This window comes from Rhizobium sp. BT04 (assembly GCF_030053135.1).
Lineage (GTDB): Bacteria > Pseudomonadota > Alphaproteobacteria > Rhizobiales > Rhizobiaceae > Rhizobium > Rhizobium binxianense.
The window spans coordinates 3,236,151-3,262,199 of record NZ_CP125652.1; the positions used below are offsets into that span (position 1 = coordinate 3,236,151).

The window sequence follows — 26,049 nt, forward strand, 5'->3', positions numbered from 1 at the left end:
GATGATGGAATATTATGACATTTTCATCAGCGTTCTGAGCTCGACGATCCGGCTCTCCATTCCGCTGATCTTCACCGCACTTGCCGGCCTGTTTTCCGAACGCGCCGGCATCTTCGATATCGGTCTCGAAGGCAAGATGCTTGGCTCGGCCTTCGCCGCCGCCTGTGTGGCCTATCTCACGGGCTCGGCCTGGGCAGGCCTTGGCGCCGGCGTAGTCTGTTCGGTGGCGCTCAGCCTCGTGCATGGCTTTGCCTCGATCACCAATCGCGGCAACCAGATCATCTCGGGTGTGGCGATCAACTTCTTCATCGCCGGCATCACCATCGTGCTCGGTCAGGCCTGGTTCGGTCAGGGCGGGCGCTCGCCGCAGTTGCCGGCGGATGCGCGCTTCGCGCCGATCATCCTGCCGGGCGCCGATGTCGCCCGCGACATACCGATCGTCGGCCCGGTTTACGCCAACGTCATATCGGGCAACAATATCCTCACCTATCTCGCCTTCCTCGCCGTGCCCTTCTCCTGGTGGGTGCTGTATCGCACGCGCTTCGGCCTCAGGCTGCGTGCCGTCGGCGAAAATCCGGGCGCGGTCGATACGGCCGGCATTTCGGTCGCCTGGCTGCGTTACCGCGCCGTCATGTGCGCCGGCATCCTTTGCGGCTTTGCCGGTACCTATCTGGCGATCGCCCAGTCCGCCGCCTTCATCAAGGACATGTCCGCCGGCAAGGGGTATATCGCGCTCGCCGCCCTGGTCTTCGCCAAATGGAAACCGGTGCCCGTGATGTTTGCCTGCCTGCTGTTCGGCTTCCTCGATGCGCTGGCGAATTTCATGCAGGGCAAGCAGGTGCCGCTGATCGGCGAGGTGCCAGTTCAGGTCTTCCAGGCGCTGCCCTATATCCTCACCTGCATCCTGCTTGCCGGCTTCATCGGCGTCGCGATCCCGCCGAAGGCCGGCGGCGTGCCCTATACGAAGGAGCGTTGATATATGTCTCACGATCTGTTCGAGGCCGCCCGCGGCGCCATGGCCTTTGCCCATGCGCCCTATTCGAAATTCCCGGTCGGCGCGGCGATCCGCGCCGAGGACGGCAAGGTCTATACCGGCGCCAACATCGAAAACCTTTCCTTTCCGCAAGGATGGTGCGCCGAGCCGACGGCGATCAGCGCCATGATCATGGGCGGCGCCAGGAAGATCGTCGAAATGGCCGTCATTGCCGAGAAACTGCCGCTCTGCCCGCCCTGCGGCGGCTGCCGCCAGAAGATCTCCGAATTCGCTTCCAAGGACACGAAGATCTACCTCTGTGATGAGGCGGGCGTGCAGAAGACCATGACGATGGAAGAGCTTCTTCCCTTCAGCTTCGAGACGGAACTCGGATGAAGGCGACGGTCAACCTGCTCGCCGCATTGCTCGGCGGCATCAAGCCGCGCCACGGCATTGTGCTCGGCTCTGGCCTCGGCTCGCTCGTCGGAGAGCTGGTAGGCGCCGTCCGTGTTCCCTACAAGGATCTGCCGGGCTTTCCCGTCAGCGCCGTGTCCGGCCATGCGGGCGAAGTCGTCGCCGGCCGCCTGGGCGGCGTACCCGTGGTCATGCTCTCCGGCCGGGTTCATTATTACGAAAAGGGCGATGCCAACGCCATGCGCCTGCCGATCGAGGTGCTGAAGGCGCTCGGCGTCGAAGTGCTGATCCTGACCAACTCGGCCGGATCGCTGCGCGACGACATGCCGCCCGGTTCGGTGATGCGGATTGCCGATCACATCAACTATTCCGGCATGAACCCGCTGATCGGCGAGGAAAGCGACCACCGTTTCGTCGGCATGACCAATGCCTATGATGCCGGCCTGGCCGCGGCGATGCAGAAGGCGGCGGCGAAACTCGAGATCGAGCTGGCGCAGGGCGTCTATATGTGGTTCTCCGGTCCGAGCTTTGAAACGCCGGCCGAAATCCGCATGGCGCGCATCCTGGGCGCCGATGCCGTCGGCATGTCGACGGTGCCTGAGGTCATCATCGCAAGAATGCTAGGCCTGAGGGTTGCCGCCGCCTCCGTTATCACCAACTATGGCGCAGGCATGACAGGCAATGAGCTCAGCCATGATGAAACCAAGGACATGGCGCCTATCGGCGGCGCCCGTCTCGCCGCCATATTGAAAGAGATGATTGCGGCTAGAACAGGATGATTTTAGGCCGGGTCGGCCTAAAATCTGAATCCTGTTCTCAATTATATAGTTAGAGCATGATGTCATGAGAAAACCGCTCACACGTTTCGGCATCATGCTCTAGAGGAAGTGAAAATGAATAGCCATTCCATCCGGGAGACGGCGGCTGTCGCCCTTTCCCTTCTCGACCTCACCAATTTGAAGGACGATTGCACCGAGGCGCAGATCGAGGCGCTCTGCGCCCGCGCGCAGACGCCTTACGGCAATAGCGCTGCGATCTGCATCTGGCCGCGCTTCGTCGCTCAGGCCCGCAATATCCTCGGTACCGGCCATGCCGTGCGCATCGCTACGGTCGTCAACTTCCCCTCAGGCGATATGGAAGTGGCCGATGTTGCCGCCGAAACGCGCGAGGCGATTGCCGACGGCGCCGACGACATCGATCTGGTCATCCCTTACCGCAAGCTGCTCGCCGGCAATGAGAAGGCGGTGACCGACATGGTCAGGATGGTGCGCGCCGAATGCACCGGGCCGGTCCTGCTGAAGGTCATCATCGAGACCGGCGAATTGAAGGATGCGGCATTGATCCGCCGCGCCTCCGAACTCGCCATCGACGCCGGCGCCGATTTCATCAAGACCTCCACCGGCAAGGTCGCCGTCAACGCCACGCTCGAAGCCGCCGACATCATGATCCGCGCCATTCGCGAAAGCGGACGCAAGGTGGGCTTCAAGCCGGCCGGCGGCATCGGCTCGGTGGCTGATGCAGCGCTTTATCTGAGCCTTGCCGAAACCATCATGGCGCCGGACTGGGCGATGCCCTCGACCTTCCGCTTCGGCGCCTCCGGCCTGCTCGACGATATCCTGGCGGTTCTCGGCGGAGCGCAGCCGTCATCTGCTGCGGCGTCGAGCTATTGAGATGATTCCGCAGGAGATCATCCGGCGTAAACGCGACGGCGAGGAACTAGGCCCCGCCGATATCAACTCTTTCATCGCGGCACTCGCTGCCGGCCAGTTGTCGGAGGGCCAGATCGGCGCATTCGCCATGGCCGTCTGGTTCAAGGGCATGTCGCGCCAGGAAACCGTCGCCTTGACGCTGGCGATGGCCGACTCCGGCGATCGGCTGCTATGGGCTGACATCGACCGCCCGATCGCCGACAAACATTCGACCGGCGGCGTCGGCGACAATGTTTCGCTGATGCTGGCGCCGATCGCTGCGGCCTGCGGCCTCGCCGTTCCGATGATCTCCGGGCGCGGCCTCGGCCATACCGGTGGCACGCTGGATAAGCTCGAATCCATTCCAGGCTATATGATCACCCCGGATGCGGATCTGTTCCACAAGGTCGTAAAAGAGGCGGGATGCGCCATCATCGGCCAGACCGGCACCTTGGCGCCTGCCGACGGCAGGCTCTATGCCGTGCGCGATGTGACCGCCACCGTCGATTCCATCCCCCTCATCACCGCCTCCATCCTCTCGAAGAAACTGGCGGCCGGACTTGAGACGCTGGTGCTCGACGTCAAGGTCGGCAACGGCGCCTTTATGGCCGACCGCGCCCAGGCAGAGATCCTGGCGCGGTCGCTGGTCGAAGTGGCCAATGGCGCAGGCGTAAAGACCTCGGCGCTGATCACCGACATGAACCAACCGCTCGCCGATAGTGCCGGCAATGCTGTCGAAATGCGCAATTGTCTGGATTTCCTGGCGGGTGGGAAGGCGGACACACGGCTTGCGACCGTCGTCCTTGCCTTCGCCGCCGAAATGCTGGTGAAATCAGGCATTGCCGCCTCGTCTGATGACGCTGACGGGATGGCACGTCAGGCCTTGTCATCGGGGAGGGCGGCTGAAGTCTTCGCGCGCATGGTCTCCATGCTCGGCGGGCCGGCCGACCTCATCGAAAATCCCGACCGATATCTGGCCAGGGCGCCGGTGGAAAAATCTGTCCCGGCCGCTCGGTCCGGCTGGCTTGCCGCCTGCGATGCCCGCGGCATCGGCGTCAGCGTCATCGATCTCGGCGGCGGCAGACGCCATCCCAAAGACCGGATTGACCATCGCGTCGGCTTCTCCGAACTCCTGCCGCTTGGCACCCGTGTCAGTGCCGGCGACCCGATCGCGCTGGTTCATGCCGCCGATGAAGCGGCGGCGGAGAAAGCGGCGGCTGCCCTTGCCGCGCATTACCGCATCACCGAGGACCGGCTGGAGCCGACGCCGGTGATCACAGGCCTTATCTGACACCTACTGCTTGAGGCTAAGCGAGCCGTCGGCGACGGAATAGGAGGCGAGTTTCCGCAGGAAGCTCATACCGACAAGCGTCGTCGTCAATGCATCGTCCTTGAGGACGAAGGCCTCGACCTCGCGCACGCGGATACCGCCGATCTCGACCCGGTCGAGCATTACATGCGCCGCCTTCGTCTGACCGTTTGCGGTGTTGACGCCATAGCGGAAATCGAGCTGGTTGGCCGTGTAGCCGAGCCGGCGGGCCAGCGTCTCGTTGAGCGCCACATAGGTGGCGCCGGTATCGATCAGGCCTTGCACCGGCTTGCCGTTGATCTTGAAGCTGCCGGTATAGTGGCCCTGCGCATCCGCCTGCAGACGGATCGCGTTGCTGCCGGAAACCGGCGCGGGTGCGGCGGGCTTGTCGCTTTCAGGCGATACGTAATTGGCGGAAAGAGCGTCGGTGGGCTGCTGGCCGGTGCTTCCGAAGAAGGAAGGCGCCTGTGTGGCCAGCACCGCGGCGATGCTGGCGAATATGACGGTACGCACGAGCATGAAACAGAAATCCTTCCTGTATAAACCCGGCTTCATGCAGGGCCCCATGCTTCAAGCTTGCTAAACTCCAAATCCTGATAAGTTGCTAATATCCATACCAAAAGGCCCGGAACGAACCATCCGGGCCTTTAAACTCTTTCGATTTGGTAAAGGAAGGCTGAAACTATTTGGTGCCGTACATGCGGTCGCCGGCATCACCGAGGCCGGGCACGATATAGCCCTTCTCATTGAGATGGCTGTCGATCGATGCGGTGAAAACCGGAACATCCGGATGGGCGGCGCGGAAGTTGCGGATGCCTTCCGGGGCGGCGAGCAGGCAGAGGAAGCGGATATTGTGAGCGCCGCGTTCCTTGAGCTTGTCGATCGCCGCGATCGACGAATTGCCGGTCGCCAGCATCGGGTCAACGACGATGATCAGGCGCTCGGCCACATCCTCCGGCGCCTTGAAGTAATATTCGACCGGCTGCAGCGTCTCGTGGTCGCGATAAACGCCGATATGGGAGACGCGGGCTGATGGTACGAGATCGAGCATGCCTTCGAGCAGCCCGTTGCCGGCGCGCAGGATCGAGGCGAAGACCAGCTTCTTGCCCTCGAGGATCGGCGATTCCATCGTCTGTAGCGGCGTCTCGATCGTTTCCATCGTCAGTTCGAGATCGCGGGTCACCTCGTAACAGAGCAAGGTGGAGATTTCGCGCAGCAGCCGCCGGAAACTTCCCGTCGATGTCTCCTTGCGCCGCATGATGGTGAGTTTGTGCTGCACCAGCGGGTGATCGATGACCGTGACGCCGTCCATGGGGAAGCCTTTCATTCTTTCTATCGAATGTTTCTTTCACGGAAATCGGCCCGACTGCAAGAGTGGAGGCCAATCTTCCCCAGCCTCTCGCCCTTAAATCCGGGCAAGCAGGGTCTTGCGTGTCTCTTCGTCGACGAAGGCCGCCTCGATCGCCGTGCGCGTCATGCCATCGATCTCGGCGTCGCTGAAGCCGAAAGCCCCGGCGGCAGGTTCGTATTCCCGCTCCAGCGAGGTATGAAAGAAAGGCGGATCGTCCGAGCTGATCGTCACCCGCACGCCGGCTTCCTTCAACCGGCGCAGCGGATGGGAGGCGAAATCGGGAAAGACCCCGAGCGCGATATTCGAGCCCGGGCAGACCTCGAGCACAGTGCCGAGGTCGGCAAGCCGCTTTACCAGATCTAGATCCTCGACGGCGCGCACGCCATGGCCGATGCGCGAGGGACGCACGGCATCGAGCGCATCGATAACACTGAAGGCGCCGCAGACCTCGCCGGCATGGATCGTCAGACCCAGGCCGGCATCGCGGGCGATATCGAAGGCGCGGGCATAGTCGGCGACGCGTCCCATGCGCTCCTCGCCGGCAAGGTTGAAGCCGGTAATCAGGGGATTGCCGGCCCTGGCCGCGTATTCGGCGGCGCCGATCACACTCTCCGGACCGAAATGCCGCTCGCCGGTGACGATCAGGCGGGCCTCGATGCCGCTTTTTTCCCTGGCCCGCCGGATGCCCTCGCAGACGCCTGATATATAGGCGTCGGCGCCGAGCCCGATGCGTTTGCCGTGGTCGGGCGAAACGATCAGTTCGCTGTAGATCGTATTGATGCCGGCGAGTTCGTCGAGATAGGTTTCGGTCAGAAGCGCATAGTCCTCCTCGGTCCGGTAGACCTCGGATACCTTGTCGTAACATTCGAGGAAGCTTGCGAAATCATGCCAGACATAGGCGCCGCCGCGAAGCTCACCGCTGATGTCGACGCCGTATTTGCGCGCCTGCGCCTCGGTCAGAGCGGGAGGTGCCGCACCCTCCAGATGGCAGTGCAGTTCGACCTTCTTCAGATGCGATGTCACAGAAAACTCCTTCCATGCGACCCGGCCGGAATGCCGAGATGGCGCGCGACGCTTTCGCCGATATCGGCATAGCTGCGGCGCAGACCGATGGAACGCGACCGGATGCCGGGGCCATAGGCGATGACCGGCACGCGCTCGCGCGTATGGTCCGTGCCGCGCCAGGTCGGGTCGCAGCCGTGGTCGGCGGTGAGCACGACGAGGTCGCCCGGCTTCAGTTTCTTGTGGACTTCGCCCAGGCGTGCGTCGAAGGCTTCGAGTGCGGCGGCATATCCCGGCACGTCGCGGCGATGGCCGTAAATCATGTCGAAATCGACGAAATTGGTGAAGACGAGATCGCCGTCCGCAGCCTCGTCGATGGTGGAAAGCGTCGCATCCATCAGCGCCTCGTTGCCGTTCGCCTTGATGACCCTTGATATGCCCTGATGCGCGAAGATGTCGCCGATCTTTCCGACAGCGTGCACCTGCCGGCCGTTTTCGATAAGCCGGTCGAGCAGCGTCGGCTCCGGCGGCAGCACGGAGAAGTCGCGCCGGTTTCCGGTGCGCTGGAAGGTAGAGGCGGATTGACCGACGAAGGGCCGGGCGATGACGCGGCCGATATTGTAGCGATCGAGCATCCCTCGGGCCAAACGGCAGAAAGTGAGCAGGCGATCGAGGCCGAAATGCACTTCGTGCGCCGCGACCTGGAAGACCGAGTCCGATGAGGTGTAGCAGATCGGCTTGCCGGTGCGGATATGCTCCTCGCCGAGCCGAGCGATGATGTCCGTTCCCGAGGCATGGCAATTGCCGAGAATGCCGGGCACGCCCGCCTCTTTACACAGCGCTTCCAGCAGCTCCGGCGGAAAGGCGTCGCCCTCTGTCGGGAAATAACCCCAATCGAAACTGACAGGTGTTCCCGCGATCTCCCAATGGCCTGACGGCGTATCCTTGCCGCGGGAGATTTCGGTGGCGGCGCCATAAATACCGTAGACCTTCTCGGGAACCGGCATGCCGGCCGGAAACCGGCCCGAGGCCGATCGCGCGATCTGCATCAGCCCGAGTTCCGACAGGTTGGGCAGGGAAAGCGGCCCGCTGCGCAATCCGGCGCGGTCTGCGGCTCCGGCTGCGCAGAACTCGGCGATATGGCCGAGCGTATCGGCGCCCTCGTCGCCATAGGCCGCCGCATCCGGCGCACCGCCGACGCCGAAAGAATCCAGAACGAAAAGAAAAGCACGCGCCATTTAACACCCGAAAGAGCAGATCGCCGGCCTCCGGGACATCGGAAGCAGCTCGCGCTCAGGCATATAATGCTGCGGCCGGCTTGGCAAATTCGAGAGAGAGAGTCGTCAGCAATCGCCGCAGGGGATCGAGTCGCCTTGCCGCTGGCGGTAGAAGTAACTGCGGCTGATGGTGATCGTGCGCATGCCATCCGGCATGAAGTTCGGCGCAAACAGGAACATCGTATAGGGGATGCTAAGCTCGGTGCGAACCAGGAAGCTGTTCGCCGTCTTCATATCGGACGGCACGTTGGACACTGCGGTGTTCTTGGCATAGGGCGCCGTGCCGTCCTGCGCCCAGGACCACAGCACCTTCGCATTGGCGCCGGCGTCGATGGTAATGCCGGTGATCTTCAACGTCAGCGACGTCGAGTTGTAAGGCACGAAGATCGCGGTTGCGACCGAGGGCATCTGCGCAAGCGCGCTCTTGGTGACGGATTGCTGCTGGGTGACGAGGTCGGCGATCGAACCTGCCGCGCGTGTTACGCGCTTGCTGACGCTGAGGCCGATCGTGATCTCGAAAGCGCCGATATAGAGCATGACGAGCACGGGAAAGAGGATCGCGAATTCGATCGCGCCGGCGCCCTTGCGGTCTCGGATCAGCCGCCGCGCCGACAACGCCAGTCTGGAGAACGGGTTGTGCAACGCCATCATGGATACTGCTCGTTCTGGAAGGCCGCGGTCGCGACAATCAGATATTGACTGGGCATCGAACCGTCAGAGGGACGTATCGTCGTGATATAAGGGCGGACCAGATCGGTGATGATTTCCCAGCGATAATAGGCGCGGACCATGTTGATGGTGCCGGCGCCGCCCGGCGCATATTTGAACGCTGCCGTGTTGATGTCGGCATATCTGTTGGTGGAAAGCTTGGGGATTGTCGTCGGAATGGCTGAAAAGCTGCCGAACGTCTGCACATCCAGGTAGAGCTTGCTCGGCGTGGCGACTTCGCTCGCAGAGCAGCGGATCAGGATCGAGATCTCGTCACAGAAAGCCTGGCGGAACTGCGCCTGATTCATATCGGTCGTGCGGCCGAGATTATAGGTAATTTGCCCGGTTCGCATCTTGCGGCTCATCGTATCGACGGCGTTGGAGACGAGTTCCTCGGCAGCAAAGGCGACGAAGGTTTCGAGAATTGCGAAAATCACCAGGAAATAGGGAATGGCGAGCAAGGCGAATTCGATCGCCGCAGCACCCTCGCGCGACCGGGCGAGAGCGCGAAACCGTAAGAAACGGAACGGCGCGAGGGAGTGCGCCTTATCCGTCTTCTGATCAATTACCGTCATAGCCTGGACCCGAGCGACATTCTCCGTCCGTCACACTAGGGTCTGTTCGTTGATTTTCCGTTTCAGTCTGACACGACGATTTTAACGAATGGCCGAAGACGTGAGTTTAGCCGATCAGGGCGACGTGGTGCCGGTGGTCGCCTGCTGTGCATGCTGCTCGCAGTTCGGCGTACAGGACAGCACCGAGCGTTCGGTCTGCCGATAGACGCGCACCGTGTTGCCCTCGTCGATCGACACCAGGATGCGCTCGTCGAGGATCGCATTGCCGTCGGCATCGAGCAGCACCAGATTGGTGGTGCCGAAGCTGCGTCCGGTCAGCACGATGGTTTTGGCGTCGGCGACGGTCGCATCGGCAACCTTGGCATTGCCGACGATGACCTTGCTGACCGGGCGGTCGAGCTTCAATACGCGCGCGTGATCCATATAGACGCGCAGCATGTCATCGTCTGCGGCCGCGGAAACTCCCGAAATACCGAAAACGGCGATCATGCCGGCAAAGAAAATGGTTTTGCCGCTCGATGACATTGGGTCCTCTTTCACGATCACAGCGCAATATCCGCATAGAATGGAAAAAAATGGTGAATGAAGCCTTAAACCCGCTACCTTGTTCCGGAATGAAGCGTAAATGATCCGATTTGGCACGGCCTCGGGCAGCGCACGCATCGGTTGGAGGCGATGCTTGTGCTATTCCCGGATGAATGCGATGTTATATCAGGAATATCATTAAATATTGAAGGGTCCGCGTAAGAAAATACTTACTCTACAAGGGCCTATTGTCCGGTTCAGATCTTGTTAACTCTTTTCCTTAAGCCGATGGAAACGGCCATTCGCTAGGTTGCAGTCATCCGATCAACGGCAACAGTTGGCGGACGTGCTGAACATCAACTGGAGTTAGGAGTTACCATGACCAAGCTTTTTAGCCGTTTTCTGAAGGACGAATCCGGCGCGACCGCAATCGAATACGGCCTGATCGCCGCTCTCATTTCCGTAGCGCTCATCACCGGCGCAACGACCCTCGGCGGCAAGATCAGCACCACGTTCACCAACTTGGGTACCAAGATGGATAACGCTGTAACCGCGACTGCCGCCGCTCCGTCCAACTAATTTAGGTGCCGCCCAGCGGCATCCGCATAGTGCCGGTCGGATTGGATCCGGCCGATCTCTCGTGTGGGCTCACAGGCTGAAAGGCCGTGAGCCTTTTCGAATCTCGTTCCGAAGGGGCATACCCATGATCGCAGCTGCAGTCTTCGTGATACTGCCACTCTGCCTCGCCATGGCGGCCTTCTCGGATCTGTTCACCATGACGATCCCGAACCGTGTTTCGCTGATCCTGATCGGTTCCTTCCTCGTCCTCGCGCCGCTTTCCGGCCTGGGTCTGGAGACGATCGGCATGCATCTTGCTGGCGCTGCCATCGTCTTCTGCGCCTGCTTTGCTCTTTTTGCCTTCAACGTAATGGGCGGTGGCGACGCCAAGCTCTTGACGGCGACTGCGCTCTGGTTCGGCCTGGACCAGTCCCTTGCTTTCCTGATGACCGACGTTGCCATGATCGGCGGCCTGATCACCTTGCTGATCCTGCTGGTCAGAGCGCAATCGGACACCATCCTCGCCATCGGCCTGCCGGTGCCGAACTCGGTCCTGCTGGCCAAGAAGATTCCCTACGGCATCGCAATCGCGATCGGCGGCTTCATGGCCTTTCCTTCCTCGCCGCTGTTTCTCGCCGCGCTGGAAAGCCTGAAATAACGGCATTTTAAATGCTCGTTAACTTAAAATCTAAGCGTTCCATTAACCATAATTATACCAATTGCTGAGCATTCTGCGGGGCGAACATATCGTGCCCTGAGGAATGATTGATGAAACCGGCCCGCCTTATAATCCTAGCTGTCGCCGTGACGGCAGCCGGCCTCGCCGGCCTGCTGGCGATGCAAATGGCAGGCAGTGGCGGTGTCGTCACCCAGGTTCAGTCGGTGATCGAGAAGGAACCGACCGTCAACGTCCTCGTCTCCACCGGCAATCTGGCGGTCGGCGAAAGACTGGGCGACCAGTCGGTTCATTGGATGGCCTGGCCGCAGGGCGGCGTCGTCGCGGGCCTCATCACCGAAACCGACAAGCCGGATGCGATCAAGGATCTGCAGGGCGCCGTCGTGCGTCTGCCGATCTTCGAAGGCGAACCGATCCGGCCGGAGAAGATCGCCGATTCCAACAGCCGCATCCTGTCCTCGCTGTTGCCGGCCGGCAAGCGCGCCGTCGCGACCGAGATATCGGTGGCAACAGGTGCCGGCGGTTTCATCCTGCCGAACGACCGCGTCGACGTCATCATGGTTCGCAAGGGCACTGAGGCAAACAAGCTTATCACCGAAACCGTGCTGAGCAATGTCCGCGTCCTCGCCATCGACCAGCAGATCCAGGAAAAGGACGACGGCTCGAAATCGGTGGTCGGCACGACCGCGACGCTCGAGCTCACGCCCGATCAAACGAAGGTTCTCGCCGTCGCCCAGCAGATGGCGGACCGGCTGTCCCTGGCGCTGCGCTCGGTCGCCGATGCGCAGGAGCAGGATACCAGTGCCGCCGACTATCTGCTGAGCGGTGACAACGGCAGTGCGATCATCCAGGTCATCAAATCGGGCGCCATCGTTACGGATGCCGGCGCAGCGCCGAAGGCGGAGTAAGAGGACGTGCAAATGGGCAATTCAACGCGGCGCGCCGGGCTTCTCCTGACAGCTTGCCTTTCGCTGGCAGTCGGCGTTTCCGGTATGGCGCCGGCCTCTTTCGCGCCGCTTCTCGGGGCAGGCGAGGCGCGTGCCGATTCCGAAAACCTGGTTCGCATCTCGCAGACCGGCCGCGATGCCCACCGTCGGCTGAAGCTCGGGCTGAACAAGGCTGTCGTCGTCGACCTGCCCGAGGATGCGCATGATATCCTCGTATCCGATCCGACCATGGCTGATGCCGTGACCCGCACCTCGCGGCGCATCTACCTGTTCGGCAAGAAGGTCGGACAGACGAATATCTTTGTCTTTGGCGCCGGTGGACAGGAGATCGTCAATCTCGACATCGAGATCGAGCGTGACGTTTCCGGCCTTGAAGTCAATCTCCGCCGCTTCATTCCCGACTCCAACATCAACGTCGAAATCGTCTCCGACAACATCGTTCTGACCGGCACTGTACGCACCCCGCAGGATGCCACGCAGGCGGCCGATCTGGCGCAGGTCTTCCTGAAGGGCGGCGAGGCGACGACCAGAACCGAGACCGCATCCGGAACCGGCGGCGATAGCTCGGTGGCGCTCTTTGCCGAAGGCCGCCAAGCCTCGCAGGTCGTCAACCTTCTGCAGATTGAGGGCGAGGACCAGGTCACCCTCAAGGTGACGATCGCCGAGGTTCGCCGCGAGGTGCTGAAGCAGCTCGGCTTCGACAATCTGGTTTCTAGTTCCTCCGGCATGACGGTCGCCCAGCTCGGCACTCCCAGCACTGATAGCGCTGCATCGACGATCGGCGGCGGCCTGGCGGCGCTCTTCAAGAGTTCGATCGGCAAATACGACATTTCGACCTACCTCAACGCGCTGGAACAGGCCAAGGTCGTCAAGACGCTGGCCGAGCCGACGCTGACGGCGATATCGGGCCAGGCCGCGACCTTCAATTCGGGCGGCCAGCAGCTTTTTTCCACGACCGACAGCAACGGCAACGTCACCGTCGTGCCGTTCAACTTCGGTATCAATCTCGCCTTCAAGCCGGTGGTGCTGTCATCGGGACGCATCAGCCTGGAGATCAAGACCAATGTCTCCGAACCGGTGGCCGGCAGCAACGGCGCCACTTTTCAGCGCCGGTCGGCAGAGACCTCGGTGGAACTGCCCTCGGGTGGCTCGATCGCACTGGCCGGCCTGATCCGCGACACCGTTTCCCAGACCATGGGCGGCACACCGGGCGTTTCGAAGATCCCGCTGCTCGGGACCCTCTTCCGCCAGAAAAGTTTCGATCGTCAGGAAACTGAGCTCGTCATCATCGCGACCCCCTATCTGGTGCGTCCGGTGGCGCGCAATCAGCTCAATCGGCCGGACGATAATTTCAGCCCCGAGAATGACGGCGCAACCTTCTTCCTCAATCGTGTCAACAAGGTCTATGGCCGGCGCGAGGCGCCCGTCGCCGATGCGCAGTTCCACGGCTCGATCGGGTTCATCTACAAATGAGCGGGGCAGGATCGGCAGCAATGGACGAGAACAGAGATCAGGCGATGGCCCAGATGAAATCGACGACACCCCGCCTCGGAATCTCGAAGGCGCTCATGGTCGCAGCCGGCGTTTCGGTGATGATCCTTTCCGGATGTGCCGGCCCGCACGACCAGCTGACAACAGGCGGTATTCCGGATGACTACCGCGCCCGCCACCCGATCATCGTGACGGAAGCGGAGCAGACGGTGGATATACCCGTCGCCTCCACCGATCGCCGCTTGACCATCGCTCAGCGTGACCTCATCCGCGGTTTTGCCGCAAATTACATCGCGCGCGCCTCGGGTCCGGTCTACGTGCTGTCGCCGCAAGGCTCGCCCAATTCGGCGGCAGCCTATCAGCTGCGCAATCAGGTCCGCGCCGAACTGGCGTCGAGAGGGATCGCCAGCTCGAAAATCGTCAACACCTCCTATGCCGCGGTCGGTCCCGGCGATGCGGCGCCGATCCGGCTGAGCTTTACCGGCACCACCGCGATCACCACGCAATGCGGTCAGTGGCCGAAGGACATCTCCAACGATTTCACCAACCAGAATTACTATAATTTCGGCTGCGCCTCGCAGAACAACCTTGCCGCTCAGATCGCCAATCCGGAGGATCTGGTGGCGCCCCGCGGCATGACCCCGATCGACGCACAGCGGCGCAACAATGCGATCCAGGAATACCGGACGACGACGTCGACGATCGAAGAGGTCGCCGGCAGCGACAGCAGCTTCTGAGGCGGAACGGGACGATGAGCGCGATCGAATACGAAATCAAGAATCCCAGCGAGCTTCGCCACGCCGAAGAGGCGGTGCGCATGGCGGATCTGGAAAACATGCGGCCGCTGCCGCGCATCTCCGTCCACGCATTCTGCGAGAGCGAGGCCCTGCAGCAGGTCATGGAACGCTGCGCCAACGATCGGCGCCTGGCGAAGGTCAGCATGCGCATCACCAGCGGCGGTATCGCCGCTGCCGCCAATATGTTTTCCGGCGCCCCGACGCCGAACCTCATCATCCTCGAGACCAAGTCGAATGCCGCAAACCTCCTCGGCGAACTCGCGCCGCTCGCCGCGGTCTGCGATCCGACGACCAAGGTCGTGATCATCGGTCACTACAACGATATCGGGCTGTATCGCGAGCTCATTCGCAACGGCATTTCCGAATATATGGTCCAGCCCGTCGCCATGCCCGATATCCTGGCGTCGATGGCATCGATCTTCGTCGATCCGGAAGCCGAGCCGCTCGGCCGCAGCATCGCCTTCATCGGTTCGAAGGGCGGCGCCGGCGCTTCGACCATCGCCCATAATTGCGCCTTCGGTATTTCCAATCTCTTCTCCACCGAGACGATCCTGGCCGATCTCGACCTGCCCTATGGCACGGCGAATATCGACTTCGACCAGGATCCGGCCATGGGCATCGCCGAGGCGGTCTTCGCGCCCGATCGTCTCGACGAGGTCTTCCTCGACCGCCTGCTGACGAAATGCTCCGAGCATCTTTCCCTGCTTGCGGCCCCCTCGCTGCTAGACCGTGCCTATGATTTCGACGGCCAGGCTTTCCAGCCGGTGCTCGATGTCCTGCAGCGCAGCGCGCCCGTTACCGTGCTCGATGTTCCGCATGCATGGTCGGAATGGACGCGCTCGGTGCTGTCGAGCGTCGACGAAGTGGTCATCACCGCGGTTCCCGATCTCGCCAACCTGCGCAACGCCAAGAACATGCTGGACGCGTTGCGCAAGATGCGGCCGAACGACAAGCCGCCGCATCTCATCCTCAATCAGGTCGGCATGCCGAAACGTCCGGAGATTTCACCGTCGGATTTCTGCGAGCCGCTGGAGATCGATCCGATCGCGATCATTCCCTTCGACATCAATCTTTTCGGCAATGCCACCAATAGCGGCCGGATGATCTCGGAGGTCGACCCGAAGTCGCCGACGGCGGAAACCTTTTCGCAGATATCGCACATCGTCACCGGCCGTGTCGCGATCAAGAAGGCGAAGAAGGGCGGCCTGCTGGGCCTCCTGAAGCGCAAGTAGACGATGAGCAATTCCGGCAAAACTGTGCAGCGGTTTTGCTAGGCAAAGCGTGAAACACTTTTGCTGGGAATTGCGTGAAAACAAAAAGATAGAGCAGATTGGATTAAGCGGCATGTTTGGAAAACGCGGAAATGAAGGTTCCGGAAAGGTCGGAGGGGCGATTGCTCCTCCGCCGCCGGCCCCGGCCGCTGCCCCTGCGGCCTCGTCCCCCTCCATTCTGGTCGAACCTTCGCGCGAGTCCGCACGCCAGCAGGTGACGCCGCCGCCGATGCAGACGCCGCAGCGCAAGCGCCCGGCCCGCACCGATGAATATTACGACACCAAGGCGCAGGTCTTTTCCGCCCTGATCGATACGATCGATCTCTCGCAGCTTTCCAAGCTCGACGGCGAAAGCGCCCGCGAGGAAATCCGCGACATCGTCAACGACATCATCACCATCAAGAACTTTGCGATGTCGATCTCCGAGCAGGAAGAGCTGCTCGAGGATATCTGCAACGACGTTCTCGGCTACGGCCCGCTGGAGCCGTTGCTGGCGCGCGACGATATCGCCGACATCATGGTCAACGGCGCCGGCCAGACTTTCATCGAAGTCGGCGGCAAGACGATCGAATCGGAGATCCGCTTCCGCGACAATGCGCAGCTTCTGTCGATCTGCCAGCGTATCGTCAGCCAGGTCGGCCGCCGTGTCGACGAATCGAGCCCGATCTGCGACGCCCGCCTGCCGGACGGTTCGCGCGTCAACGTCATCGCGCCGCCGCTGTCGATCGATGGGCCGGCACTCACCATCCGCAAATTCAAGAAGGACAAGCTGACGCTCGATCAGCTCGTCCGTTTCGGCGCGATCACACCGGAGGGCGCGACCGTGTTGCAGGTCATCGGGCGCGTGCGCTGCAACGTCGTCATCTCGGGCGGTACCGGCTCGGGCAAGACGACGCTGCTGAACTGCCTTACCAACTATATCGACAGGGATGAACGCGTCATCACCTGCGAAGATACGGCCGAACTGCAGCTGCAGCAGCCGCATGTCGTGCGTTTGGAAACACGCCCGCCGAATATCGAAGGCGAGGGCGAGATCACCATGCGCGATCTCGTCAAGAACTGCCTGCGTATGCGTCCCGAGCGCATCATCGTCGGCGAAGTGCGCGGACCTGAGGTTTTCGACTTGCTGCAGGCGATGAACACCGGTCACGACGGCTCCATGGGCACCATCCACGCCAACACGCCGCGCGAATGCCTGAGCCGTATCGAATCGATGATCGCCATGGGTGGTTTTACCCTGCCGGCAAAGACGGTGCGTGAGATCATCTCCAGCTCGGTGGACGTGATCATCCAGGCGGCGCGCCTTCGCGACGGTTCGCGCCGCATCACCCAGATCACCGAGGTGATCGGCATGGAAGGCGACGTCATCATCACCCAGGACCTGATGCGTTACGAGATCGAAGGCGAGGATGCGGGCGGCCGCCTGATCGGCCGGCACATGTCGACCGGCGTCGGCAAGCCGCACTTCTGGGATCGCGCCCGTTACTTCAACGAGGAAAAGCGTCTTGCCGCTGCCCTCGACGCGATGGAAGCGAAATCGAAGGAATAGGCGAGATGTTCGGGTTCGATCCGATAGTGCTGGCAATCGTCGTCCTCGCCGCCGTCTCGGCGGCGGCGGTGGCCTATGCCCTGATGTTTTCCCGGATCGAGGCCGACAAGAAATCGGCAAGCCGCATCAACCGCGTCAAATCGGCCGAAAGTGACCGGGTCAAAGTCAAGGCTGCCCGCGACCGGGTGCAGGAACTGTCGAAGCGCCGCAAATCGGTGCAGGACAATCTCAAGGATCTGGAAAAGCGCCAGCACGAAAAGGCCAAGAAGGCCCTGTCGCTGAAATCCCGGCTGGTGCAGGCCGGCCTGACGATCACGTTGGGGAAATTCTATCTCTTCAGCGCCATCTTTGCCTGCGTGGTGCTGCTCATGGCCTTCATCGTCGGTGCATCGCTGATGGTGATGATCGGCGTCGCCGTCGTCGCCGGTCTCGGCCTGCCGCGCTGGGTCGTCGGCTTCCTGATCAAGCGCCGCCAGAACAAGTTCCTCAACGAACTCCCCAATGCGCTCGACGTCATCACCCGCTCGATCAAATCGGGTCTGCCGCTCAACGATGCGATCCGGTTGATCGCAACCGAAGGCACTGAGCCTGTTAAAAGCGAATTCCGGCGCGTGATCGAGGCGCAGCAGGTAGGCCTCAGCATTCCCGATGCCTGCGCCCGCATGACGATCCATATGCCGCTTCAGGAAGTCAACTTCTTCGCCATCGTCATCGCCATCCAGTCGCAGGCCGGCGGCAATCTGTCGGAAGCGATCGGCAACCTCTCCAAGGTGCTGCGCGAGCGCAGGAAGATGAAGTCCAAGGTCCAGGCGCTGTCGATGGAAGCCAAGGCGTCGGCCGTCATCATCGGTGCTCTGCCCTTCATCGTCGCGACCCTCGTCTACATGACGTCGCCGAACTACATGATGATCCTTTTCACCGATCCGCGCGGCCATTTCATCATGGGCTTCTCGGCGATCTGGATGTCGATCGGCATCTTCGTCATGCGCAACATGGTCAATTTTGACATCTAGCGGGAAGGAAGCACCATGTCGCAGGATCTTGCCGCAACCCTGACCAATCCGAGCATGCTGATCGCCCTCTTCGTCGCGATCGCCGTCTTCGCCACCTTTTACACGATCGCCATTCCCTTCTTCGAGCGTGGCGATCTCAACAAGCGTATGAAGGCTGTTTCGACCGAGCGCGAGCAGATCCGCGCTCGCGAACGCGCCCGCATGAACACCGAACCCGGCGCCGGCAAGGCCTCGCTCAGGAGCCAGAACAACCGCTCGGTCCGCCAGATCGTCGAGCGCTTCAACCTGCGCAAGGCGCTCGTCGACGACAATACTGTCAACAAGCTGCGTGCCGCCGGTTTCCGCTCGGAGAATGCGCTGAATACCTTCCTTGTCGCGCGTTTCCTGCTGCCCTTTCTCTTCCTGGCGCTCGCCGCCTTCTGGGTCTTCGGCCTCGGCAATCTCGCCGAAAGGGGCATGCCCATCCGCCTTTTCGCCGTCATCGGCATCGGTTATCTCGGCTTCTACGCGCCGAACATCTATATTTCGAACCGCATGGGCAAGCGCCAGCACTCGATCAAGCGCGCCTGGCCGGATGCGCTTGATTTGATGCTGATCTGCGTCGAATCCGGCATTTCGATCGAGGCCGCGATGCGTCGCGTGTCGGAAGAGCTCGGCGAGCAGTCGCCGGCGCTGGCCGAAGAGATGGTGCTGACCACGGCCGAGCTCTCTTTCCTGCCGGACCGCCGCGTCGCGCTCGAAAATCTTGCCACGCGCACCCAGATCGAGCTGGTGCGCTCGGTCACCCAGGCGCTGATCCAGGCCGATCGCTACGGCACGCCGGTCGCCCAGGCGCTGCGCGTTCTCGCCCAGGAAGGACGTGACGAGCGCATGAACGAAGCGGAAAAGAAGGCGGCCGCCCTGCCGCCGAAACTGACGGTGCCGATGATCCTGTTCTTCCTGCCGGTGCTGATCGCCGTCATTCTCGGTCCGGCCGGCATCCAGGTGGCAGACAAGTTCTGAGGCTTGCCGCCGTTAAATCGATTCCGATTTCAGCAATTATGCATTAGCCTTCGATCGCAAACGAGGGTTCCCGAATGTCTTCTGCAGGCGTTTTCATCAGCATCGTGGCAGCCCTGGCGGTCGGTGCCATGAGTCCCGGCCCGAGCTTCGTGGTCGTCTCCAGGATTGCTATTTCGCGGTCACGGCTGGACGGTCTTGCGGCGGCACTCGGCATGGGCGCCGGCGGTGTGGTTTTTGCCGTGCTGGCGCTCGCCGGTCTGACGGCACTGCTGTCGCAGTTCGAATGGCTCTATATCTTGCTGAAGGTCGCAGGCGGTGCCTATCTCCTCTATATCGCCGTCAACATCTGGAGAGGCGCGGCGCAGCCGCTCGAGGTTTCCGACGCCGTCCATAGCCACCGAGCACCGATGCGCAGCTTCACGACCGCGTTGCTGACCCAGCTCAGCAACCCGAAGACCATCATTGTCTATGCCAGCCTCTTTGCCGCGCTTCTGCCAAGGACGATACCGCTTGATCTGATGATTGCGCTGCCGCTCGGCGTCTTTGCGGTGGAAGCGGGGTGGTATTCGATCGTGGCATTCGTTTTCTCGGCCCGCCACCCGCGGCGGCTCTATCTCGCAGCGAAGAGCTGGATAGACCGGGCCGCCGGTGCCGTCATGGGCGGCCTTGGCCTGCGTCTCATTCTTTCGGGCCTGAGTGCCCGTTAAGTGAGCGCTCGTTAAGTGAGTGGCCGTTAAGAAGGCCGGACTGTTGACGACACAATCCGGATCATTCGGTCAGTTGGTATTGCTGCCGTCCGTCGCTCCCGGCGTCTTGTCCTTGGCGGCGAGTTTTTGCCAGGAATTCTGCTGGGAGAGCATGCTTCTGAGATAGGCGACATTGGCATCGGCCTGCTGTGGCGAAAGCTCACGCCGCGCGATCTGCTCGGCTTCCGGAAAGCGTCCCTGCAGGCCGACGACGAGGGCAAGATTCTGCCTGACGCGGCTGTCGGCTGTGGGTTGGCTGGCGGCCGAGCGCAGGTAGGTTTCGGCGGTGCGAAGATCGCCGGTCAGCACGTAGGACATGCCAAGGTTGGAAAGGATGGAGGGTTCGTTCGGCTGGATGTCGAGTGCATCACGATAGCGCTGTCTGGCGTCGCTTGCCTTGCCCATCTGGTCGAGGATCGCACCTTCGGCCGAGATCAGCTTCCAATCCGGACGGTCCGGCGTCTGGGCGCGGCCGATCGTGTCGAGCGCCTGCTGGAACTGGCCGGCCGCCGCCTGCGCCTTGCCGTAGGCGGCCAGCACATTACGGTCGCTGGGGTTGGCGATCGCCACCTGCTGCATGACGGCGAGCGCCTGCGTGTCGCGGCCGTTCATGCGCAGCAGATTGGCATAGCTGACGCCGGTGACGGGATCGCGCGGGTTCTTTTCATAGGCTTGGCCGAGCCGGTCCGTCGCCGCGCGCAGCTCGGTCGCGTCCATCTCTTCAACAGGTTTGGTGAGCTTCGGTACCGAGCCTGTCGTCATCCGGTCCTTGGTGGTCGAGCAACCGGCAAGTGCGAGCACGATCAGCGATGCCGCGGCACTCTGCAGGATACGATGGGTGAATGTGATGGTGAGCGAGGCAGGCATGGCGCGTTCCTGGATTCGGAAAATCGGCGCCTGACCTCGAACGCGGAACAGGGAAAGGTTTGACGCAATCTTCGCTCCAGCAATAGTCTGTTAACCCTAACAGACCGTTAAGGAACGATTCCTTACGACCGCCGAAGGACAATCATGGCCCCCTATCAGTTCATCGAGAGACCGACCCCTTTCAACACCAAGGGCGGTTCGACGCTGCCGATCTTTGCCGTCACGCCTGCCCATATCGAGACCGGCACGATCGATCCGATCGCGCTCGATTGGGCGAAAAGGGCGGGCTACAAGGCCGAAAGCGGGTCGCTGCTATTGATCCCGACGGCCGAAGGCCATCTCGGCGGCGCGCTTTTCGGCCTCGGCACCAATCCATCCGAGCAGCCTTATATCACCGGCAGGCTCGCCCGTGCGCTGCCGGCCGGTGACTGGCACATCGAGACGGCGCCGCTGACGGCCAATCGCCTGGCCCTCGGCTTCGGGCTCGGCAGCTACCGGTTCGACCGTTACAAATCGGAAAAATCGCCGGCGGCGACGCTGATGATCCCCCGCGATGCCGACGGTGCCGATATCAAGCGCCAGCTCGCCGGCGTTTTCCTCGCCCGCGACCTCATCAATACGCCGACGAACGACATGGGGCCGAACCAGCTCGAGGCCATCTTCCGCGGCCTGGCCGCACATTACAAGGCGGAGGTGTCGGTTATATCGGGCGACGACCTGCTTACGCAGAACTTCCCGCTGGTCCATACCGTCGGCCGCGCCAGCGCCGATGCGCCGCGCCTCCTCGAACTGCGGTGGGGCAAGAAGGGCCATCGCAAGGTGACGCTCGTCGGCAAGGGCGTCTGCTTCGATACCGGCGGTCTCGACATCAAGCCCGCCGCCTCGATGCTGCTGATGAAAAAGGACATGGGCGGCGCGGCGAATGTCATGGGGCTTGCCCTGATGATCATGGACGCCAAGCTGAAGGTCGATCTGCGCGTCATCGTCCCCGTCGTCGAAAACGCCATCTCGTCCAATGCCTTCCGCCCCGGCGACATCTACCGCAGCCGCAAGGGCCTGACCGTGCAGATCGACAATACCGACGCCGAAGGCCGCCTGATCCTGGCCGATGCGCTGGCCTATGCCGACGAGGAAGAGCCTGAACTCTTGATCGACATGGCGACGCTGACGGGGGCAGCCCGCGTGGCCCTCGGTCCGGATCTGCCGCCTTTCTTCACCGATGACGGCAATCTGGCGCATGACCTGACCGAAGCGAGCCTGGAAACCGACGATCCGATCTGGCGCCTGCCGCTATATTCCGGCTATGAAAAGGATATCCGCACCAAGTTTGCCGACCTCACCAACGCGCCGGCCGGCGGCATGGCCGGGGCGATCACCGCGGCCCTCTTCCTCAAGCGTTTCGTCAGCAAGACGAAGAGTTGGGCGCATTTCGACATTTACGGCTGGGCCCAGTCCGAACGGCCGCATTCGCCGGGCGGTGGTGAGGCACAGGCGATCCGCGCACTCTTCCATCATATCCGCGAGAGCCTGCGCTAAAGCCATGCGCGAAACGCGGTGAGGCGTTGCGTGGTCACGCGCTGCGCCTCGCTGCCGATCGTTAAAATTTTATTCACCTTGCCGGGCGGCAATTCCCCACGGCCCTTGCATGTCCGCGGCAACTGCCGGAAAATGGAACGCTAGCGTAACGATCTTCCGGAGGGGCCGTGCCGATCGAACTGACCGCCTCGCAGGCTCTGGGGCTCTGGCATGGCGTGGCGCTCGATCAGGTCCGCCATGACGACCGCGATTTGACGTTGCGCCAGATGGCGATCCTGCTGCATATTTATCTGGTGCCGCCGCCGCATACGGTGCGCGGGCTTGCCGCGACGCTTGACGTCACCAAGCCGGTCATCACCCGGGCCTTGGACACGATGGGCGAGATGGGCTTGGTCGACCGGGTGCGCGACCAGGCCGACCGGCGCAATGTGCTTATCAAGCGCACCGTCGACGGGGCGCTTTACCTGGAAAAGCTCGGCGATCTCGTCCGCGATCAGGGCCGCCGGCTACTGATCTGAAGGGCGATCTGAAAGGAATGCCGATGACGATGCTCGACCGCCGCCTGCATGCCTACAGGCCCGATCTCGCGGAAGCGGGGCTCGAAGGCAAGGTCGAGGCTTTGCGCTTCGTCGAAGGTGCGGCGGCCCGCGTCGCCGTTCCGGTCGTGGGCTTGCGCCCTGAACCGGATCTTGCGCGCGGCATCGATACCGAACTGCTTCTCGGCGAAGATGTGACGGTTTTCGATCGCGCCGACGGCTGGTGCTGGGTGAAAGCCGCCTCGGACGGTTATGTCGGGTATCTCCGGCAAGCGGCGCTGTCGGAAGGCAGGCCGGCGCCGACCCATATCGTCACCGTTCAGCGCAGCTTTCTCTATCCGGAACCGGAACTGCGCAAACCCCACCAGGCGATCCTGTCGATGGGAAGCCGCGTCCATGTCGCCGGCGAGGCGGAAGCGCGCGGCAATCGCTATGTCGTGCTCGAGGACGGAACGGCGATCTTCGCCAGGCACGTCCAGCCGATCGGCGCGCTGGATGGCGCCGATTACGTCGACATCGCAGCTCGTTTTCTGGAGACGCCCTATCTCTGGGGCGGACGTTCCGGCCTCGGCATCGATTGCTCCGGTCTCGTCCAGCTGGCGATGCTGATGACCGGCAGAGCTGCGCCCCGCGATACCGACATGCAGGCAGCCGGCCTCGGTGAGCCGATCGACCGCTCCGACATCCGCCGCGGCGACCTGGTGTTCTGGAAGGGCCATGTCGCCGTCTTCGAGGATCCGGAAACCATCCTCCACGCCAACGGCCACAGCATGACGGTGGCGCGCGAGAATTTCGAGGCCGCCGTCAAGCGCATCGGCTGGCTCTACGATCAGCCCACAGGCTATCGCCGCCCGATCAGCTGACTGCATAATTCCTTCGGAATCGATTTAAGGATAAAATTATGCAGCAATTTAAAGTCTTACAACGTGCTTTGCGCGTCTGAAAAGACGCGCGGCGCCGTAACCGGCCGCGGCCAGGATCGCACCCCGCCCGTCCAGTCCTCGAAGGCTTTCGATAGTCTCAGAACCCGCATGTCGTCGAAGCGCGGCCCGACGATTTGCAGGCCGATGGGCATGCCCGATCGGGAGAAGCCGCAATTGATCGAGGCGGCCGGCTGCTCCGACATGTTCCACGGCACCGTGAAACCGATATGCTCGAACGGCAGGGCCGGATCGTTGGTCGGCGATGCCCATTCGGCCGGATAGGAGACAATCGGATTGGTCGGCGACAGCACGGCGTCGACTTGCGTGAACAGCCGTCCGCAGCTTTTGCGCATCTCGATCGTCTGGTTGAAGCCCTTGACCGCATCGACGCCTGAGATGTCGGCGCCGCCTTTTGCCCAATCCCCGATATAGGGCAAGATGCTGTCGCGTCTGTTGTCGTCGAGCTCGGCGATATCGCCCCAGAGCCGGCACCGCCAGAAAGTGTCGAGCCCATCCAGCATCGCGCGTGTCAGTACCGGCTGGACGGATACGATGGTTGCGCCGGCCTTCTCGAAATGTTTCGCCGCCGATTCGACCGCGACCCTGATCTCGTCCTCCACCGCAAGCCCGCAGCCGGCATCGAGCATCAGCCCGATCCTCATGCCCGACATGTCGATGTCGAGATCCATCCAGTTGAAATCGTTTGGCGGCAGGCTGGTGCCGTCGCGCCAGTCCGGCCGGGACAGCGTCGCCATCGAAAAGGCCGCATCCTCGACGGTGCGGGCCATCGGCCCGACGCAGCGCCCGACATAATAGGGATCGGCAGGAATGCGCCCATGGCTCGGTTTGAAGCCGAAGATGCCGGTCCAGCCGGCGGGAAGGCGCACCGAGCCGCCGATATCGGTGCCGATATGCAGCGGCCCGTAACCGGCCGCAGCCGCAGCCGCAGCCCCGGCACTCGATCCGCCGGGATTCTGCGTGGCGTCCCAGGGATTGCGGCTGAGAGGATGAAAGCTCGAAAGCCCGGAGGACAGCATGCCGTAATCCGGGCAGGTGGTCTTGGCGAAGATCACCGCGCCATCCTCCCGCAGCCTGGCGGCGGCTGGCGCATCGGCGTCAGCCGGTATCAGCTCCATCGCCTTCGTGCCGAGCGGCACCGGCTGGCCCTTCGTGGCGATCAGCTCTTTCAGCGTCACCGGGATGCCGTCGAGGGCGCCGAGCGTTTCTCCCTTCGCCCAGCGCTCAGCCGATGCCTTCGCCTGCGCGCGCGCCGCTTCCGGGTCGTAGAGGTAGAGTGCCGCAATCGAAGGCTCCCAGGCGGCGATATGGTCTTCCAGGGAAAGCCAGTATTCGAGTGGGGAGAGGCTTTTATCGGCGAAGCGCTCCCTGAGTTCGCGGATGGTGAGGTTGGTTTCGGTCATGGTCTTTCGGGCTTTCGTCTTGGGAGGACATCAGCGGCTCGCCTCGCGCGGGTCGAGCAGATCGCGCAAACCGTCGCCGAGCATGTTGAGGCCGAAGACGGTGAGCGCGATGGCAAGGCCCGGCAGGACCGCCAGCCAGGGGGCGAGCGCCAGATAGGTCTGCGCATCGGCAAGCATCCGGCCCCAGCTCGGCGCCGGCGGCGCCATGCCGAGCCCGAGGAAGCTGAGACCCGCTTCGGTGAGGATCGCCAGCCCCAGTTGGATCGCCCCATGGACGATGATCTGGCTGACGATATTCGGCAGCACATGGCGCAGTGAAATCGTCAGGCGCGTATTGCCGATCGCCCGCGCCGCCGTCACATAATCGCGGCTCCAGGCCTGCAGTGAGGTCGCAAGCGTCACCCGGGCAAAGACCGGGATCATGAAGACGGCGATCGCGGTGATCGCGGTGAACCGTCCCGGCCCGAGAAAGGCGCCGAGCACCATGGCCGACAGGATCGGCGGAAGCGCGAAGATAACGTCGCAGATGCGCATCAGCAGCGCTTCGAAGGGACCGCGGATGGCTGCTGCCGAAATGCCTGATATCGAACCCAGCGTTCCGCCGATCGCAACTGCGGTGATGGCGATTGACAGCGAATTCCAGCACCCCGCCATCAGCATCGACAGCACGTCGCGGCCAAACTGGTCGGTGCCGAGCAGGCCGAAGGCAAACGGTGGCTGCAGTTTGTGGATGATCTGCATTTTCGCCGGCGGCAGCGGCGTCCAGACGAGCGACAGCAGTGCCACGCCAACCAGTAGGCCGATGATGACAGCCCCGGAGATCAAGTTCATTCGCCGGCTAAGTCTAAAGCTCCGGCGGCGACTGGGGATGGCGGTAGAAACGATCGGTACCAT

The 26,049-nt window shown here is 62.3% G+C and carries 28 protein-coding genes; 18 read left to right on the top strand and 10 right to left on the bottom strand.

Annotation, left to right across the window (positions count from 1 at the left end):
• The first annotated feature begins 4 nt into the window (after positions 1-4).
• From QMO82_RS23945 to deoA, 5 genes are all read left to right on the top strand, one after another.
• Positions 5-976 carry an ABC transporter permease gene (locus QMO82_RS23945; RefSeq protein ID WP_183610020.1) on the top strand — a complete coding sequence of 324 codons (972 nt, stop codon included), beginning with the start codon at positions 5-7 and terminating at the stop codon, positions 974-976.
• Positions 977-979: 3 nt separating this feature from the next.
• Entirely contained in the window at positions 980-1,369 is a 390-nt protein-coding gene (locus tag QMO82_RS23950) for a cytidine deaminase (RefSeq protein WP_004673557.1), read from the top strand.
• Positions 1,366-2,166, top strand: a complete 801-nt coding sequence (locus QMO82_RS23955) for a purine-nucleoside phosphorylase (RefSeq protein ID WP_183610021.1) — start codon at positions 1,366-1,368, stop codon at positions 2,164-2,166. Before QMO82_RS23950 ends, QMO82_RS23955 begins: the two co-directional genes overlap by 4 nt.
• A gap of 114 nt (positions 2,167-2,280) precedes the next feature.
• Positions 2,281-3,057, top strand: coding sequence for a deoxyribose-phosphate aldolase (gene deoC, locus QMO82_RS23960; RefSeq protein ID WP_183610022.1), 777 nt, complete (start codon positions 2,281-2,283; stop codon positions 3,055-3,057).
• 1 nt (position 3,058) lies between these two features.
• Positions 3,059-4,366 carry a thymidine phosphorylase gene (gene deoA / locus QMO82_RS23965; RefSeq protein ID WP_183610023.1) on the top strand — a complete coding sequence of 436 codons (1,308 nt, stop codon included), beginning with the start codon at positions 3,059-3,061 and terminating at the stop codon, positions 4,364-4,366.
• Between the two features lie 3 nt (positions 4,367-4,369).
• Here the strand turns inward: deoA and QMO82_RS23970 are convergent, their stop codons facing one another.
• From QMO82_RS23970 to QMO82_RS24000, 7 genes are all read right to left on the bottom strand, one after another.
• The gene (locus QMO82_RS23970) at positions 4,370-4,939 is read right to left on the bottom strand and encodes a TIGR02281 family clan AA aspartic protease (protein WP_183610024.1); all 570 of its coding nucleotides are present in this window, start codon (positions 4,937-4,939) and stop codon (positions 4,370-4,372) included.
• 127 nt (positions 4,940-5,066) lie between these two features.
• The gene (upp, locus tag QMO82_RS23975) at positions 5,067-5,696 is read right to left on the bottom strand and encodes a uracil phosphoribosyltransferase (RefSeq protein WP_012759721.1); all 630 of its coding nucleotides are present in this window, start codon (positions 5,694-5,696) and stop codon (positions 5,067-5,069) included.
• Positions 5,697-5,789: 93 nt separating this feature from the next.
• A complete protein-coding gene (locus tag QMO82_RS23980; RefSeq protein WP_283196552.1) occupies positions 5,790-6,758 on the bottom strand; it encodes an adenosine deaminase in 969 nt (322 codons plus the stop codon).
• Positions 6,755-7,975 carry a phosphopentomutase gene (locus tag QMO82_RS23985; RefSeq protein WP_183610026.1) on the bottom strand — a complete coding sequence of 407 codons (1,221 nt, stop codon included), beginning with the start codon at positions 7,973-7,975 and terminating at the stop codon, positions 6,755-6,757. Before QMO82_RS23985 ends, QMO82_RS23980 begins: the two co-directional genes overlap by 4 nt.
• A 105-nt stretch (positions 7,976-8,080) precedes the next feature.
• On the bottom strand, positions 8,081-8,662 hold the full coding sequence (locus QMO82_RS23990; RefSeq protein WP_183610053.1) for a TadE/TadG family type IV pilus assembly protein: 582 nt from the start codon (positions 8,660-8,662) through the stop codon (positions 8,081-8,083).
• Entirely contained in the window at positions 8,662-9,297 is a 636-nt protein-coding gene (locus QMO82_RS23995) for a TadE/TadG family type IV pilus assembly protein (RefSeq protein WP_183610027.1), read from the bottom strand. The genes QMO82_RS23990 and QMO82_RS23995 overlap by 1 nt, the downstream gene beginning before the upstream one ends.
• A 114-nt stretch (positions 9,298-9,411) precedes the next feature.
• Positions 9,412-9,822 carry a pilus assembly protein N-terminal domain-containing protein gene (locus tag QMO82_RS24000; RefSeq protein WP_183610028.1) on the bottom strand — a complete coding sequence of 137 codons (411 nt, stop codon included), beginning with the start codon at positions 9,820-9,822 and terminating at the stop codon, positions 9,412-9,414.
• Positions 9,823-10,200: 378 nt separating this feature from the next.
• Here QMO82_RS24000 and QMO82_RS24005 point away from each other — a divergent pair, with 378 nt between their 5' ends.
• The 10 genes from QMO82_RS24005 (at position 10,201) to QMO82_RS24050 (ending at position 19,833) form a co-directional block, all read left to right on the top strand.
• On the top strand, positions 10,201-10,401 hold the full coding sequence (locus QMO82_RS24005; protein ID WP_183610029.1) for a Flp family type IVb pilin: 201 nt from the start codon (positions 10,201-10,203) through the stop codon (positions 10,399-10,401).
• Positions 10,402-10,525: 124 nt separating this feature from the next.
• Positions 10,526-11,038, top strand: coding sequence for a prepilin peptidase (locus tag QMO82_RS24010; RefSeq protein WP_183610030.1), 513 nt, complete (start codon positions 10,526-10,528; stop codon positions 11,036-11,038).
• A gap of 110 nt (positions 11,039-11,148) precedes the next feature.
• Positions 11,149-11,964 (top strand): Flp pilus assembly protein CpaB, encoded by an 816-nt coding sequence (gene cpaB / locus QMO82_RS24015; protein WP_183610031.1) that lies wholly within the window; start codon positions 11,149-11,151, stop codon positions 11,962-11,964.
• Positions 11,965-11,976: 12 nt separating this feature from the next.
• Positions 11,977-13,476: a type II and III secretion system protein family protein gene (locus tag QMO82_RS24020; protein ID WP_183610032.1), complete on the top strand. Its 1,500-nt coding sequence runs from the start codon at positions 11,977-11,979 to the stop codon at positions 13,474-13,476.
• The gene (locus QMO82_RS24025; protein WP_183610033.1) at positions 13,473-14,231 is read left to right on the top strand and encodes a CpaD family pilus assembly protein; all 759 of its coding nucleotides are present in this window, start codon (positions 13,473-13,475) and stop codon (positions 14,229-14,231) included. Before QMO82_RS24020 ends, QMO82_RS24025 begins: the two co-directional genes overlap by 4 nt.
• A 14-nt stretch (positions 14,232-14,245) precedes the next feature.
• Positions 14,246-15,523 (top strand): CpaE family protein, encoded by a 1,278-nt coding sequence (locus tag QMO82_RS24030; RefSeq protein WP_183610034.1) that lies wholly within the window; start codon positions 14,246-14,248, stop codon positions 15,521-15,523.
• Between the two features lie 112 nt (positions 15,524-15,635).
• Positions 15,636-17,111, top strand: a complete 1,476-nt coding sequence (locus tag QMO82_RS24035) for a CpaF family protein (protein WP_183610035.1) — start codon at positions 15,636-15,638, stop codon at positions 17,109-17,111.
• Between the two features lie 5 nt (positions 17,112-17,116).
• Complete coding sequence (locus tag QMO82_RS24040; RefSeq protein ID WP_183610036.1) at positions 17,117-18,124, top strand: type II secretion system F family protein; 1,008 nt, start codon at positions 17,117-17,119, stop codon at positions 18,122-18,124.
• Positions 18,125-18,139: 15 nt separating this feature from the next.
• A complete protein-coding gene (locus QMO82_RS24045) occupies positions 18,140-19,126 on the top strand; it encodes a type II secretion system F family protein (RefSeq protein ID WP_183610037.1) in 987 nt (328 codons plus the stop codon).
• Between the two features lie 74 nt (positions 19,127-19,200).
• Positions 19,201-19,833: a LysE family translocator gene (locus QMO82_RS24050; protein WP_183610038.1), complete on the top strand. Its 633-nt coding sequence runs from the start codon at positions 19,201-19,203 to the stop codon at positions 19,831-19,833.
• Positions 19,834-19,902: 69 nt separating this feature from the next.
• On the opposite strand, the gene QMO82_RS24055 is transcribed toward QMO82_RS24050, so the two are convergent.
• Complete coding sequence (locus tag QMO82_RS24055) at positions 19,903-20,739, bottom strand: tetratricopeptide repeat protein (RefSeq protein ID WP_183610039.1); 837 nt, start codon at positions 20,737-20,739, stop codon at positions 19,903-19,905.
• A 144-nt stretch (positions 20,740-20,883) separates the two neighbouring features.
• Between QMO82_RS24055 and QMO82_RS24060 the strand changes: the two genes are divergently transcribed.
• From QMO82_RS24060 to QMO82_RS24070, 3 genes are all read left to right on the top strand, one after another.
• The gene (locus QMO82_RS24060; protein WP_183610040.1) at positions 20,884-22,275 is read left to right on the top strand and encodes a M17 family metallopeptidase; all 1,392 of its coding nucleotides are present in this window, start codon (positions 20,884-20,886) and stop codon (positions 22,273-22,275) included.
• A gap of 167 nt (positions 22,276-22,442) precedes the next feature.
• Positions 22,443-22,793, top strand: coding sequence for a MarR family winged helix-turn-helix transcriptional regulator (locus tag QMO82_RS24065; protein ID WP_183610041.1), 351 nt, complete (start codon positions 22,443-22,445; stop codon positions 22,791-22,793).
• A 23-nt stretch (positions 22,794-22,816) separates the two neighbouring features.
• Positions 22,817-23,674: an NlpC/P60 family protein gene (locus QMO82_RS24070; protein ID WP_183610042.1), complete on the top strand. Its 858-nt coding sequence runs from the start codon at positions 22,817-22,819 to the stop codon at positions 23,672-23,674.
• Positions 23,675-23,730: 56 nt separating this feature from the next.
• Here QMO82_RS24070 and QMO82_RS24075 read toward each other — a convergent pair whose 3' ends face one another.
• Both QMO82_RS24075 and QMO82_RS24080 read right to left on the bottom strand, forming a co-directional pair.
• Positions 23,731-25,155, bottom strand: a complete 1,425-nt coding sequence (locus QMO82_RS24075) for an amidase (RefSeq protein ID WP_183610043.1) — start codon at positions 25,153-25,155, stop codon at positions 23,731-23,733.
• A gap of 30 nt (positions 25,156-25,185) precedes the next feature.
• Complete coding sequence (locus QMO82_RS24080; protein ID WP_183610044.1) at positions 25,186-26,049, bottom strand: ABC transporter permease; 864 nt, start codon at positions 26,047-26,049, stop codon at positions 25,186-25,188.

Bases quoted from the DNA above. Each gene is read 5' to 3' on its own strand.
- QMO82_RS23945 (WP_183610020.1), top strand. From the start codon at position 5: ATGGAATATTATGACATTTTCATCAGCGTTCTGAGCTCGACGATCCGG.
- QMO82_RS23950 (WP_004673557.1), top strand. From the start codon at position 980: ATGTCTCACGATCTGTTCGAGGCCGCCCGCGGCGCCATGGCCTTTGCC.
- QMO82_RS23955 (WP_183610021.1), top strand. From the start codon at position 1,366: ATGAAGGCGACGGTCAACCTGCTCGCCGCATTGCTCGGCGGCATCAAG.
- deoC (WP_183610022.1), top strand. From the start codon at position 2,281: ATGAATAGCCATTCCATCCGGGAGACGGCGGCTGTCGCCCTTTCCCTT.
- deoA (WP_183610023.1), top strand. From the start codon at position 3,059: ATGATTCCGCAGGAGATCATCCGGCGTAAACGCGACGGCGAGGAACTA.
- QMO82_RS23970 (WP_183610024.1), bottom strand. From the start codon at position 4,939: ATGAAGCCGGGTTTATACAGGAAGGATTTCTGTTTCATGCTCGTGCGT.
- upp (WP_012759721.1), bottom strand. From the start codon at position 5,696: ATGGACGGCGTCACGGTCATCGATCACCCGCTGGTGCAGCACAAACTC.
- QMO82_RS23985 (WP_183610026.1), bottom strand. From the start codon at position 7,975: ATGGCGCGTGCTTTTCTTTTCGTTCTGGATTCTTTCGGCGTCGGCGGT.
- QMO82_RS23990 (WP_183610053.1), bottom strand. From the start codon at position 8,662: ATGGCGTTGCACAACCCGTTCTCCAGACTGGCGTTGTCGGCGCGGCGG.
- QMO82_RS23995 (WP_183610027.1), bottom strand. From the start codon at position 9,297: ATGACGGTAATTGATCAGAAGACGGATAAGGCGCACTCCCTCGCGCCG.
- QMO82_RS24000 (WP_183610028.1), bottom strand. From the start codon at position 9,822: ATGTCATCGAGCGGCAAAACCATTTTCTTTGCCGGCATGATCGCCGTT.
- QMO82_RS24005 (WP_183610029.1), top strand. From the start codon at position 10,201: ATGACCAAGCTTTTTAGCCGTTTTCTGAAGGACGAATCCGGCGCGACC.
- QMO82_RS24010 (WP_183610030.1), top strand. From the start codon at position 10,526: ATGATCGCAGCTGCAGTCTTCGTGATACTGCCACTCTGCCTCGCCATG.
- cpaB (WP_183610031.1), top strand. From the start codon at position 11,149: ATGAAACCGGCCCGCCTTATAATCCTAGCTGTCGCCGTGACGGCAGCC.
- QMO82_RS24020 (WP_183610032.1), top strand. From the start codon at position 11,977: ATGGGCAATTCAACGCGGCGCGCCGGGCTTCTCCTGACAGCTTGCCTT.
- QMO82_RS24025 (WP_183610033.1), top strand. From the start codon at position 13,473: ATGAGCGGGGCAGGATCGGCAGCAATGGACGAGAACAGAGATCAGGCG.
- QMO82_RS24030 (WP_183610034.1), top strand. From the start codon at position 14,246: ATGAGCGCGATCGAATACGAAATCAAGAATCCCAGCGAGCTTCGCCAC.
- QMO82_RS24035 (WP_183610035.1), top strand. From the start codon at position 15,636: ATGTTTGGAAAACGCGGAAATGAAGGTTCCGGAAAGGTCGGAGGGGCG.
- QMO82_RS24040 (WP_183610036.1), top strand. From the start codon at position 17,117: ATGTTCGGGTTCGATCCGATAGTGCTGGCAATCGTCGTCCTCGCCGCC.
- QMO82_RS24045 (WP_183610037.1), top strand. From the start codon at position 18,140: ATGTCGCAGGATCTTGCCGCAACCCTGACCAATCCGAGCATGCTGATC.
- QMO82_RS24050 (WP_183610038.1), top strand. From the start codon at position 19,201: ATGTCTTCTGCAGGCGTTTTCATCAGCATCGTGGCAGCCCTGGCGGTC.
- QMO82_RS24055 (WP_183610039.1), bottom strand. From the start codon at position 20,739: ATGCCTGCCTCGCTCACCATCACATTCACCCATCGTATCCTGCAGAGT.
- QMO82_RS24060 (WP_183610040.1), top strand. From the start codon at position 20,884: ATGGCCCCCTATCAGTTCATCGAGAGACCGACCCCTTTCAACACCAAG.
- QMO82_RS24070 (WP_183610042.1), top strand. From the start codon at position 22,817: ATGACGATGCTCGACCGCCGCCTGCATGCCTACAGGCCCGATCTCGCG.
- QMO82_RS24075 (WP_183610043.1), bottom strand. From the start codon at position 25,155: ATGACCGAAACCAACCTCACCATCCGCGAACTCAGGGAGCGCTTCGCC.
- QMO82_RS24080 (WP_183610044.1), bottom strand. From the start codon at position 26,049: ATGGTACCGATCGTTTCTACCGCCATCCCCAGTCGCCGCCGGAGCTTT.